The following is a 13,404-nucleotide window of genomic DNA, read 5'->3' as shown; positions in this document are numbered from 1 at the left end:
AGAATAAGACTGCTTATAAATGAAAGGAAAACATACTATGGAAGAATATGAAGTAATCAGCATCCCGGTATCTGACGGAACAGAACGGGATTTTGCAATCATGGATACCTTTGAATTTGAAGGACAGGGATATCTGGCAGTTTCTCTGATCGAAGGAGATGAGATCCAGGAGGGCGTTTACATTTACCGTTACCACAATGCAGAAGATGGAGATGTTGTGGTAGAGCAGATTACTTTGCCTGCAGAATACAAAAAGGTGACAAAATTTTACGAACAGATGTAAGCAAAAAAATATCTCGAAAAGAACCTGCATCTTGTGATAAAATAAAAAAGAAAATCAAATTTTGGTCAATAAAAACAGGAGGAAAAAACGATGGAGAAATCAACCGTTTATTTTACTGATTTCAGATGTCCGGTTGGCACCAGCCAGCTTGATAAACTGAAGAAACTCTGCGTTACAGCCGGAATCAAAGACATTGATATGGATGGAAAATTCGTGGCTATTAAAATGCATTTCGGAGAACTTGGCAATCTGGCTTTCCTGCGCCCAAATTACGCAAAAGCAGTAGCTGATCTCTGTAAAGAGCAGGGAGGACTTCCGTTCCTCACAGACTGCAACACTCTTTATCCGGGAAGCCGTAAGAATGCACTGGAGCATCTGGAGTGCGCAAATCTCAACGGATTTAACAGCATTTCAACAGGATGCCAGATCATCATCGGTGATGGCTTACGCGGTACAGACGAAGTAGAAGTACCGGTAGTTAACGGTGAATATTGTCAGACTGCACTGATCGGACATGCGATCATGGATGCAGATATTTTTATCAGCTTAAGCCACTTCAAAGGTCATGAAGCAACCGGCTTCGGCGGTGCTCTCAAGAACATCGGAATGGGATGCGGAAGCCGCGCTGGTAAGATGAAACAGCATGCCAGCGGAAAACCTGCAGTAAATGAAGAACTCTGCCGCGGATGCCGTCGCTGCGCGAAAGAGTGCGGAAGTGATGCGATTACATATCCGAATAAAAAAGCAGTCATTGATTATGATAAATGTAAAGGCTGCGGCCGTTGTATCGGAGCCTGCGGTTTTGATGCAGTATACAATCCAAACAGCAGTGCGAATGAACTTCTTGACCGTAAGATGGCAGAATATGCACAGGCAGTCTGTCATGGCCGTCCGCATTTCCATGTAGCACTTGTTCAGGATATCAGCCCGAACTGTGACTGCCATGGCGAAAATGATGCACCAATCCTTCCTGATATCGGAATGTTTGCAAGCTTTGACCCGGTTGCTCTGGATCAGGCCTGCGCAGATGCCTGTCTGAAAGCAACTCCGATCGAGAACAGCCAGCTTGGAGAACATCTGGCAAAACCTGACTGGCATTGCCACCACGACCATTTCAAAGATTCCAACCCGAACATTGAATGGCAGGCAACACTGGATCAGGCAGAGAAGATTGGTCTGGGAACCAGACAGTATGAACTGAAGATTGTGAAATAATATGTTTATCAGCAGTGGAAAATAAATGCGAAAAAGTAATGAACAAAAAGGACTGGATGAATGAACTATATTGTCTTTGACCTGGAATGGAATCAGAATCCTTCGGGAAAGAAAACACGTAACGACAGGCTTCCATTTGAGATTATCGAGATTGGGGCTGTAAAAGTAAACAGCAAAAAAGAAATAACGGATCATTTTCACCGACTGATCAAACCACAGGTCTATAAATGGATTCATGACAGCATCCATGAGGTAATTCATGTAGATTATAAAGATCTTATGAAAGGAGTGCCCTTTGAGCAGGCAGTCAGGGAATTTATTGACTGGTGCGGAGAAGACTGGTACTTTTTTACCTGGGGAAATCAGGACGTGATGGAACTTCAGAGAAATATGAAGTTCTATGGCCTGCTGGATCTGCTTCCCGGACCTGTGACCTATTATGATGTGCAGAAACTATACAGTATCAGTTATGATGACGGTACACACAGGTGTGCATTGGAGCATGCAATCGATGAGCTGAAAATAGAGAAATCCAGGGGATTTCACCGGGCGCTTGCAGATGCCTGGTATACAGCGAAAGTCCTGGAGAAAATAAATAACATAATCATCATCAATCATCCGTCACTGGATGTTTACCAGAATCCAAAGAAGAAAAAAGACGAGATACATATTTCCTATCCGGATCATGACAAATATGTATCCAGAGAATTTGCCACAAGAGAGCGAATCATGAAAGACCGCGAGGTGACTAGCACCAGATGTCCGGTCTGTCATCTGCCTGCAAAGCGCAAACTCCGATGGTTTATGAATAATCCAAAGGTTTATTACAGCATATCCAATTGTGAAGAACATGGACTGATAAGAGGCAAGATCCGCATCCGAAAAACAGAAGATGAGAAATATTTCGCTGTGAAGACATTGCGTTTCACAGATACAGAAGAAGCAGAGGAACTTCGTGAAAGAAAAGAAGTCCTCCGCCTCAGGCGAAAACTAAAAAGAAGCGTTGAGAAGGAAATCTGAAAGGATCTCCTTTTCATATTGCATTCCATATCCGACCATATGGCCGTCTAAATAATATTTACTTTTAATTCGCTTTGGACCGACAGAATTGTTCAGAAGTTTCTGCTTCTTTACAAGCTGGCTCACATCGGTTCCTGTGGGGACAGTTACGTACACATGCCTCATATAATAGAAGGAACACAGATTATTCCAGTCCTTTAACAGGTGCTTTTCGCATGGGAGAAATACTGCCGGTACCGGATCGGTATCTATATTCAAGTCTACTTTTTCAAAATTGTCGAAGCCGTAATCCAGCAGAGAAGTTGTGTCAGGAAAAGCACCGTTTGTAGAATTCAGCACAACTGCAATGAGAATGGAATTTCCTCTCTTGGCATAGGTGACAAGCGTACTTCCCGCTGCATCGGTGTATCCGGTCTTTCCTCCCAGAACCCCATCGTATGCATAAGACTGTCCGGGCATCATCTTATGGTGATTGAGAAGATAACGGGTTTCAGACTGCTTATTAGTCGGAGGAATCTCATAAACCTGTGTGGTCACAAATTTACGGAATCTGGGATTATACCAGGCTGCCTTTGCAATCTTCATCATATCACCTGCGGTGGTATAATGCGTCTCATCCGGAAGACCATTTGGATTATTAAAATGGGTGTTCTTACAGCCAAGCTGAGCTGCCCTCTGGTTCATCAGTTCAACAAACTTCTTTACAGAACCGCTTGTTTTTTCTGCCAGAGCAAGAGCCATCTCATTGGCGGATTCCAGCATCAGAGCCATCAGGGCCTGCTCTACTGTGAAAACTTCTCCTGTTTCTGCGTAAATGCTGGAGCTTCCGGCCTCAATCCCATAAGCCGCTTCCTGCGACATGGTGATCGTATCGTTCATATCCAGATATTCACAGGCCAGAAGAGCGGTCATGATCTTAGTGATACTGGCGGGATATAGCTTATCTTTGGCATTCTTGGAATAAAGAATAGTATCAGTGACTGCATCCATCAGCACTGCGGACTGTCCCTCGATATTAGGACCTGTGGGCCATCCTTTGACAGAATCGATATCTGAGGCCTGTGAATAGGTTTCTGAATGACCGGCTTCAGGAGTGGCAGAGGTCTCGGCAGCGTAAGTGACTGCAGGCTGAGAGGTCAGAATCCCTGCACAAAGCATTCCGGTGAGGAAACGTTTCATTAATTTATGAAATTTTGTTTTAAACATTTGAAATTACCCTTCATTAAATATACATAGTAGTTGCTTTCCATATCCTAGTACATCGTTTTAAATGACGTTCGGACAAAATATTCTACCTTATTATATCATTAATTACAATGCCTGTGTAAAATTTATATGATAGTATGTTAACAGTGTGTTACTGTTCGGGAGTTTGACAGTAACCAGTGTTATTAAACAGTAACAGGATTACCCTAATATTCAAAAAAATACTTGACACAGTGAATTTTGTGACCTTATAATGAATCCGCATAGTTAAATAAATGATATGTCCACAAAAACGTTGATGGAGAGAGTAACTGCAGGGGAAAGCAGACAGCGAACCGGGGAGGGTGTGAGCCCGGTGGTGAGTAAATGCAGTGAAGATCACTCCGGAGTTGCAGCTCTGAAGGGTGTACAGACAGGTAAGAGCTGACGGAAATCCCCGTTAAAAGATTCATGTATCGGCAGAGGATGCCCGTACAATGTAACAGGTGGTATAGCGAACGTCAATAAACCTTCGTCCTTTTACAAAAGGGCGATTTTTTTATGGGCTTATTTTCGTTCTTAAAGGACACTGGAAATATTTTTCAGCGTATATAAACGTCCTGCATATTTTCAGGTGTCTGATACAAATAATTTAAACAGGAGGTAAATTACTGTGTACCAGAAAGTTGATACGAACTTAAACTTTGTAGACCGTGAGAAAAAAGTAGAAGAATTCTGGAAAGAAAACCATATCTTTGAGAAAAGTATGGAGAACAGAAAAGAGGGAGAAACCTATACATTCTACGACGGACCGCCTACTGCAAACGGTAAACCGCACATCGGCCATGTACTTACCCGCGTTATCAAGGATATGATCCCGAGATACCGTACAATGAAGGGCTACATGGTTCCGCGTAAAGCAGGATGGGATACTCACGGACTTCCGGTAGAGCTGGAAGTAGAGAAGAAACTTGGTCTGGATGGCAAAGAGCAGATCGAAGAATACGGTATGGAGCCATTCATCAAACAGTGTAAGGAAAGCGTCTGGAAATATAAAGGAATGTGGGAGGATTTCTCCTCTACTGTTGGTTTCTGGGCTGATATGGAACATCCATACGTAACTTACTATGACGATTATATTGAATCCGAATGGTGGGCATTAAAAGAAATCTGGAACAAGAAGCTTCTGTATAAAGGCTTCAAGATCGTTCCTTACTGTCCAAGATGCGGTACCCCTCTTTCCGCACAGGAAGTATCCCAGGGATACAAAACTGTAAAAGAGCGCTCCGCAGTTGTAAGATTCAAGGTTGTTGGTGAAGATGCATACTTCCTTGCATGGACAACAACACCATGGACACTTCCGTCCAACGTTGCACTCTGCGTAAACCCGGATGAGACTTACTGCAAAGTAAAGGCAGCAGACGGATATACCTATTATATGGCAGAAGCACTCCTTGACAAAGTCCTTGGCAAACTTGTAAAAGAAGAAGGCGAGAAAGCATATGAAGTTCTGGAAACCTACAAAGGAACAGACCTGGAATACAAAGCATACGAGCCGCTTTTCGCATGTGCAGGAGAGGCAGCAGCAAAACAGAAAAAGAAAGCTCATTTCGTAACCTGTGATAACTACGTTACTATGAGTGATGGTACAGGTATCGTTCACATCGCACCTGCATTCGGTGAAGACGACAGCAGAATCGGACGTAACTATGAACTGCCATTCGTACAGTTCGTAGACGGACAGGGTAACCTGACAAAAGAGACACCATACGCAGGCGTTTTCGTAAAGAAAGCAGATCCTATGGTCCTCACAGATCTGGACAAAGAAGGCAAGCTCTTCGATGCTCCGAAATTCGAGCATGATTATCCACACTGCTGGAGATGTGACACACCACTGATCTACTATGCAAGAGAATCCTGGTTCATCAAGATGACAGCAGTTAAGGATGACCTGATCAGAAATAACAATACAATCAACTGGATCCCTGAGAGCATCGGTAAAGGACGTTTCGGCGACTGGCTTGAAAACGTTCAGGACTGGGGTATCAGCCGTAACCGTTACTGGGGAACTCCACTGAACATCTGGCAGTGTGAATGCGGACATATGCATTCCATCGGAAGCCGTCAGGAGTTATTCGAGATGAGCGGTGATGAGAGAGCCAAGACAGTAGAGCTTCACCGCCCATACATTGATGAGATCACACTGAAGTGTCCGGAGTGCGGTGGAGAAATGCATCGTGTACCGGAGGTTATTGACTGCTGGTTCGACTCAGGAGCAATGCCTTTTGCACAGCATCATTATCCATTTGAAAACAAAGAATTATTTGAGCAGCAGTTCCCTGCAAACTTTATCTCCGAGGCAGTAGACCAGACTCGTGGATGGTTCTACTCACTCCTTGCAGAATCCACACTGCTCTTCAATAAAGCACCATACAAGAACGTAATCGTTCTGGGACATGTCCAGGATGAGAACGGACAGAAGATGAGTAAGTCCAAAGGAAATGCAGTTGATCCATTCGATGCATTGAACAAATACGGCGCAGATGCCATCAGATGGTACTTCTACATCAACAGTGCTCCATGGCTTCCGAACCGTTTCCATGGCAAGGCAGTTGTGGAAGGACAGCGTAAATTCATGAGCACACTGTGGAATACTTACGCATTCTTCGTATTATATGCAGACATCGACAACTTCGACCCGACCAAATATGAACTGAACTATGACCAGCTTCCTGTTATGGACAAATGGCTCCTTAGCAGATTAAACACAACAGTTCAGGCAGTTGACAATGACCTGGCTAACTACAAGATCCCGGAAGCAGCAAGAGCACTCCAGGAATTCGTAGATGAGATGAGTAACTGGTATGTAAGAAGAAGCCGTGAACGTTTCTGGGCAAAGGGAATGGAGCAGGATAAGATCAATGCTTACATGACTCTGTACCATGCACTGGTAACCATCGCCAAGACAGCAGCTCCGATGATCCCGTTCATGACAGAAGACATCTATCAGAACCTGGTAAGAAGCGTGGACAAAGATGCTCCGGAGAGTATCCATCTCTGCGACTTCCCAACTGTAAACGAAGCATGGATCGACAAAGATCTGGAAGCAGACATGAAAGAGCTTCTGGAGATCGTAGTTCTGGGACGTGCCTGCAGAAATACAGCAAACATCAAGAACCGTCAGCCGATCGGAACCATGTATGTAAAAGCTGAGAAGAAAATGAGTGAATTCTACACTGACATCATCGCAGACGAACTGAATGTCAAAGAAGTAAAATTCGCAGATGATGTAGAATCCTTTATCTCCTACAGCTTCAAACCACAGCTTCGTACAGTAGGACCGAAATACGGTAAGCTCCTTGGAGGAATCAGACAGGCTCTCACAGACATCAATGGAACAGCAGCAATGAACGAACTGAGAACCAACGGTGTCCTGAAACTGGATATCAACGGAAACGATGTAGAGCTTACAGAAGAAGACCTTCTTATTGAAACAGCACAGACAGAAGGCTATGTATCCGAATCTGACGGTGAAACATCCGTAGTTCTTGATACAAACCTGACACCTGAACTGATCGAAGAGGGATTCGTACGTGAGATCATCAGCAAGATCCAGACCATGCGTAAGGAAGCCGGCTTCGAAGTTATGGACAAGATCGTAGTATACGCTCACGGAAACGACAAGATCCAGGATGTCATGAAAGCACACGAAGATGAGATCAAGTCAGAAGTACTTGCAGACGAAATGGTACTTGGCGAGACCGATGGTTATGTGAAAGAGTGGAACATCAACAAAGAAGCAGTAACTATGGGTGTTAAGAAACTGTAATTGACAACATTCGGTCAACTACTGACAAGGTAATGATAAGTTACAGGTATTTCACAGGAAATATACTACTTTCGCAATGCACGATAAAAAAAATGTTATAAAATTCGGCAATTATACACATGACAGACTGTCGAAAAAAGAGTATCATTATCCTTGACAGTCTGATTTCAGAGAGGAAATTGGAGGCAGAGATTCTTTGCCCCCAATTTCTCTGATATGAGAAAACAGAAGAGTTGACGGAATGAAGAGGTTCACCGGCAATATCCGCAAGGTGTATTGCTGAGAATAAAGTGAACAGTGAAACCATTACGGGAGGTATGAAATGACAAACGAAATGTTCAAGAAAGAGGCATTCAAGAAAAGCGTAAAAGACAACGTAAAATTCCTCTATCGAAAAACAATTGAAGAAGCTACACAGGAGCAGATTTTTCAGGCAGTAAGCTACTCTGTAAAAGATGTTATCATTGATAACTGGCTTGCAACACAGAAAGCTTATGACGAACAGGATCCGAAGATCGTATACTATATGTCCATGGAATTCCTGATGGGACGTGCTCTCGGAAACAACCTGATCAACCTTTGCGCTTACGGTGAAGTAAAAGAAGCTCTCGAAGAACTGGGATTTGACCTTAACTGTATCGAAGATCAGGAACCGGATCCGGCACTTGGAAACGGTGGTCTGGGAAGACTGGCTGCATGCTTCCTTGATTCTCTCGCAACTTTAAATTACGCAGCATATGGCTGCGGAATCCGTTACCACTACGGAATGTTCAAACAGAAAATCCAGAACGGTTATCAGATCGAGGTACCGGATAACTGGTTAAAGAACGGCTACCCATTCGAACTGCGTCGTCCGGAATATGCCAAGGAAGTACACTTCGGCGGATATGTAAGAGTAGAGTACGATCCTGAAAAGGGCGGAAGCAAATTTATCCATGAAGGATATCAGGCAGTAAAAGCCATTCCTTATGATATGCCGATCACAGGATATGACAATGATGTAGTAAACACACTTCGTATCTGGGATGCAGAGCCGATCGTAGACTTCGAGCTTGATTCCTTTGACAAGGGTGATTACAAGAAAGCTGTAGAGCAGGAGAACCTTGCCCGCAATATCGTAGAAGTTCTTTACCCGAACGACAACCACTATGCAGGTAAAGAGCTGAGACTGAAACAGCAGTACTTCTTTGTATCTGCAAGCCTCCAGGCAGCAATTGCCAAATATAAAAAGAAACATGGCGATATCCATAAATTATATGAAAAAGTAACCTTCCAGATGAATGATACACATCCGACTGTAGCAGTAGCAGAGTTAATGCGTATCCTCATGGACGAAGAAGGACTCGGATGGGATGAAGCATGGGAAGTAACAACCAAATCTGTTGCTTACACAAACCATACTATCATGTCCGAAGCACTTGAGAAATGGCCGATCGAGCTCTTCTCCAGACTGCTTCCGCGTGTATACCAGATCATCGAAGAGATCAATCGTCGTTTCATCCTTGAGATCCAGGCAAAATATCCGGGAAATTACGAGAAGATCAAAAAGATGGCAATTATCTACGATGGACAGGTTAAGATGGCTCACCTTGCAATCGCAGCAGGCTATTCTGTAAACGGTGTTGCACGCCTTCATACAGAAATCCTGAAGAATCAGGAATTAAAAGACTTCTATGAAATGATGCCTAAGAAATTCAACAACAAGACAAACGGTATCACTCAGAGACGTTTCCTGCTCCACGCAAATCCACTCCTTGCAGACTGGATCACAGAGCACATCGGACCGGACTGGGTTACAGACCTTCCACAGTTAAAGAAACTGGCAGTTTATGCTGATGATGAGAAAGCACTCCAGGAATTCATGAACATTAAGTTCAAGAACAAAGAGCGTCTGGCTAAATACATCCTTGAGCACAATGGCGTAGAAGTAGACCCGCACTCCATCTTCGATGTACAGGTTAAGAGACTTCACGAGTACAAACGTCAGCTCCTGAACATCCTGCATGTTATCTATCTGTACAACCAGATCAAGATGCATCCGGAAATGGAATTCTATCCAAGAACATTCATCTTCGGTGCAAAAGCATCCGCAGGTTACGCAACAGCCAAGAAGATCATCAAACTCATCAACTCCGTAGCAGATGTAGTAAACAATGACGCTTCCATCAACGGCAAGATCAAAGTTGTATTCATCGAAAACTACAGAGTATCCAACGCTGAGTGGATCTTCGCAGCAGCAGACGTTTCCGAGCAGATCTCCACAGCAAGTAAAGAAGCATCCGGTACAGGTAACATGAAGTTCATGCTCAACGGTGCTCCTACACTTGGAACAATGGACGGTGCCAACGTAGAGATCGTAGAAGAAGTTGGCGCAGAAAACGCATTCATCTTCGGTTTAAGCTCCGACGAAGTAATCAACTACGAAAACAACGGCGGATACGATCCAAACGTAATCTACAACACAGACGAAGAAATCCGTCAGGTACTGATGCAGCTCATCAACGGAACCTTCTCCAATGATACAGAACTCTTCCGTGACCTGTACGATTCACTTCTCAATACAAAGAACACAGACAGAGCAGACCGCTACTTCATCCTCGCAGACTTCCGTTCCTATGCAGACGCACAGAAACGTGTAGAAGCAGCATACAGAGATGAAAAAGGCTGGGCTAAGAAAGCACTCCTCAACACAGCATGCAGCGGTAAGTTCACATCCGATAGAACTATCCAGGAATATGTAGATGATATCTGGCATCTGGATAAGGTTATTGTCAGAAAGAAATAATACGCTATATTTATAGAAGTAATTGCTTCTGAATAAAAATAAAGCCCCTGGCAGTACAGTTATCAGGACTGTATTGCAGGGGCTTTTTGCTACAGTAGTGACATAATACATTAATTCATTTGTGCGGGAAAATTTTGCGTACAGACATATAATATAAAGGAACAAAAAGTTCTTGAAAACATAGATTTGACTGGAAAAATGAGAAGGCATCTGTTACAATAGAAAATACAAAACAGAGTGCAAAGAGGGTGATCGAAAACAAAAACACTTTGCACAAAAGATAAAATTTCATAGATGCGAAGCATCTGGAAATAAGAATACGTCCGAAAACATAATCAAAATACAAAAGCGAACGATAACTAACAGCCAGGAAAGGTGTATCAGATGGCAAATAACACCATATTTGATAATGTTTTCAGAACAATGCTGGAGAAAATGCCAGAGCTTGTAGTGCCGCTGATCAACGAGGTATTTGGCACAAATTATCCCGCAGATATAGCAGTTGAGCAGCAGAGAAACGAACACCAGACAAAGAACGGAGAAAAGATTACAGATTCCCGGTTAAAAATAGCAGACAAGATCTATCATATAGAATGTCAGAGCACCGGAGATGCAGAAATGGTAATCCGAATGATAGAATATGATTTTGCTGTCAGTCTGGAAACAAAGCAGATTGAGAATGGACGGTACAAAATATATTTTCCTCATTCCTGTGTATTATATTTACGTGGAAAAGGCAGAAAAGATACTCTTGGAATGGATATTATCATGCCGGATGGGCGGGTAATAAAATATGAGTTGCCGGCTATTTACATAGAAAGATATACACAGGATGTAATCTTTCAGAAGAAACTACTCTTTTTCCTGCCATTTTATGTGATGAGATATGAAAAAAGCAGAGAAGATATAGAGAAAGATCCAGAAAAACTTCAGAAATTGCTGGATGAATATGTGACAATATCCAGAAGACTGGAAGAAAGTCTGCTTGAATAACTGCGTGTCGCATTCTCGTTACTTTCAGTGATGAGTTAGACGCGCAAATTTTTTTACTAAACAACAGAACAAATGTTTACATAAACCAATACATATGGTACAATATTTATATGGAAAAAGATATATTTAATATAGATAAAAACAAACTTTCATATGGTAGGGGGATATGTCTATTCCTTGCAGTATCATCTTGTCTGGTGTACAAAATACAGAAAAAAGGTTTTAAAAAACGGAATCGATACAGAATGCAAAGAAATGTTACAGAATCTTGCAGAAGAATATAAATTTCAGATTCTGGCAATGGAGGTGATGCCGGATCATATCCATCTGCTTGTGGACTGTAAACCTCAGTTTTATATTTCAGATATGATCAAGATCATGAAAGGAAATCTTGCACGCCAGATGTTTCTTGCGTATCCGGAGTTAAAAAAGGAACTGTGGGGTGGGCATCTGTGGAATCCGTCTTACTGTGCCATAACGGTCAGTGACAGGAGCAGAGACCAGGTGCTTGCCTACATACATCGAAGGACAAAAGGAAAAAGAAAAGAAAAAAGCCTGACAGAAGAAATGATTTGTTGGAGGAAAAGAGATGCAGACCGTATCCAGCTATGGCGTAGAATTACGAAAACAGAATATCCCAGTCCGCCAGACACTGGAAATCTACCGGTCTGCGGTCTATTACCTGACAGAAATATATGAGCAGGTGTGGGAAGAACTGGCAGAGATACCGGATGCCAAAAGGCGGTTTAATGCTGCAGAGCATCTGGTGCATACTACAAAAAAGAATCCTGCACGCTTTGATTTTGATCTTCGCTTTCCGAAGATGCCGTCCTACCTGAGGCGAGCCGCAATCCAGCATGCATTGGGAAGTGTATCTTCTTACGAAACACGGATGGACCTGTGGGAAAAGTCAGGAGAACAAGCAGGGAAACCCAGACTGGCGTATGAGAATCATGCCATGCCTGTTTTTTATCGTGATGTCATGTACAGAGAGGAAAAAGAAGGAAAAGACGAAGCATACCTGAAACTGTATGATGGTCATGACTGGAAATGGTTTTGTGTGCGTTTAAATCACACAGATATGGAATATCTGCGCAGGAACTGGTCGGGGAAAAAGGCATCAGCCCCGACACTGGAGAAAAGGCACCATAAATATTTCCTGCGTTTTTCTTATACGGAAGAAGTGACACTTACGAAGACACCGGTAAAAGAACAGATCATCTGTAGTGTGGACTTGGGAATCAATACCGATGCGGTCTGTACCATTATGCGGGCAGACGGAACTGTCCTGGGGAGAAAATTTATCAATCATCCCAGTGAAAAAGACCGGATGTACCGAACACTGGGCCGAATCCGAAGATTCCAGAGGGAACACAGCTCTGCGCAGTCACGGGGAAGATGGGCATATACGAAACGCCTGAACATAGAGCTGGGAAGAAAAATTGCAGGAGCGATCGTAAAAAATGCAGAAGAGAACCATGCAGATGTGATCGTATTCGAGTATCTGGAAATGCAGGGAAAGATATCCGGAAAGAAAAAACAGAAACTGCATCTGTGGAGAAAACGGGATATCCAGAAACGCTGTGAGCATCAGGCACACAGAAAAGGAATGCGGGTATCCAGAGTCTGCGCATGGAATACGAGCAGGCTTGCATACGATGGCTCCGGAAGTGTGTCCCGTGACCCGAAAAATCACAGTCTTTGTGTATTCCAGACAGGAAAAAGATATAACTGTGACCTGTCGGCATCGTATAATATCGGAGCAAGATATTTTATCAGAGAACTTTTAAAACCCCTTCCGGTAACGGAAAGGTCTTTGCTGGAGGCAAAAGTCCCTTCGGTAAAGCGTAGAACCTCATGTGTTTATGCAGATCTGAAAGAACTTCATTTACAAATGGAAATCTTAAAGGCAGCATAAATGCAGGCAGATATACAGCGGACTACCTGCAATGTGGGAACCTGCCATATCTGGCATGGAAAAATGCGCATAACTGCGCTGGCCTAAGTTACAGGCGTATCCGCCGATATTTAGTCTGACGCCTAAAGCGTCTGGAAGCACGCGACTTCAGTCGTGTGAGGATAAAGTTTTTAATT

At 43.2% G+C, this 13,404-nt stretch carries 8 protein-coding genes, 1 pseudogene and 1 other annotated feature; of the genes and pseudogenes, 8 read left to right on the top strand and 1 reads right to left on the bottom strand.

From position 1 onward, the window contains the following. Positions 1-37 precede the first annotated feature (37 nt). The 3 genes from AC075J_RS16665 to AC075J_RS16655 all read left to right on the top strand — a co-directional run bounded on the left by AC075J_RS16665 (position 38) and on the right by AC075J_RS16655 (position 2,518). The gene (locus AC075J_RS16665; RefSeq protein ID WP_026649908.1) at positions 38-283 is read left to right on the top strand and encodes a DUF1292 domain-containing protein; all 246 of its coding nucleotides are present in this window, start codon (positions 38-40) and stop codon (positions 281-283) included. Positions 284-373: 90 nt separating this feature from the next. Then, positions 374-1,498, top strand: coding sequence for a DUF362 domain-containing protein (locus tag AC075J_RS16660; protein ID WP_055060107.1), 1,125 nt, complete (start codon positions 374-376; stop codon positions 1,496-1,498). A 60-nt stretch (positions 1,499-1,558) separates the two neighbouring features. Next, on the top strand, positions 1,559-2,518 hold the full coding sequence (locus AC075J_RS16655; RefSeq protein ID WP_008707772.1) for a 3'-5' exonuclease: 960 nt from the start codon (positions 1,559-1,561) through the stop codon (positions 2,516-2,518). Here the strand turns inward: AC075J_RS16655 and AC075J_RS16650 are convergent. Continuing rightward, positions 2,489-3,724, bottom strand: coding sequence for a D-alanyl-D-alanine carboxypeptidase family protein (locus tag AC075J_RS16650; protein WP_055060106.1), 1,236 nt, complete (start codon positions 3,722-3,724; stop codon positions 2,489-2,491). The genes AC075J_RS16655 and AC075J_RS16650 overlap by 30 nt on opposite strands. A gap of 286 nt (positions 3,725-4,010) precedes the next feature. Continuing rightward, positions 4,011-4,246 (top strand) — a binding site (T-box leader). Between the two features lie 130 nt (positions 4,247-4,376). Here AC075J_RS16650 and ileS point away from each other — a divergent pair. From ileS to AC075J_RS16625, 5 genes and pseudogenes are all read left to right on the top strand, one after another. Continuing rightward, entirely contained in the window at positions 4,377-7,532 is a 3,156-nt protein-coding gene (gene ileS / locus AC075J_RS16645; RefSeq protein ID WP_476390522.1) for an isoleucine--tRNA ligase, read from the top strand. A 322-nt stretch (positions 7,533-7,854) separates the two neighbouring features. Continuing rightward, positions 7,855-10,317 (top strand): glycogen/starch/alpha-glucan phosphorylase, encoded by a 2,463-nt coding sequence (locus tag AC075J_RS16640; protein WP_026650155.1) that lies wholly within the window; start codon positions 7,855-7,857, stop codon positions 10,315-10,317. 384 nt (positions 10,318-10,701) lie between these two features. Next, complete coding sequence (locus tag AC075J_RS16635; protein WP_055060104.1) at positions 10,702-11,310, top strand: hypothetical protein; 609 nt, start codon at positions 10,702-10,704, stop codon at positions 11,308-11,310. A 153-nt stretch (positions 11,311-11,463) separates the two neighbouring features. Beyond that, positions 11,464-11,829, top strand: a pseudogene (tnpA, locus tag AC075J_RS16630) (IS200/IS605 family transposase); the annotation flags it as partial. 70 nt (positions 11,830-11,899) lie between these two features. After that, positions 11,900-13,228, top strand: coding sequence for an IS200/IS605 family accessory protein TnpB-related protein (locus AC075J_RS16625; protein ID WP_476390521.1), 1,329 nt, complete (start codon positions 11,900-11,902; stop codon positions 13,226-13,228). The last annotated feature ends 176 nt before the right edge of the window (positions 13,229-13,404 follow it).

It is taken from the genome of Blautia sp. ZXY-1-C6 (assembly GCF_056339875.1).
This window is presented reverse-complemented; position numbering and strand designations above follow the sequence as displayed.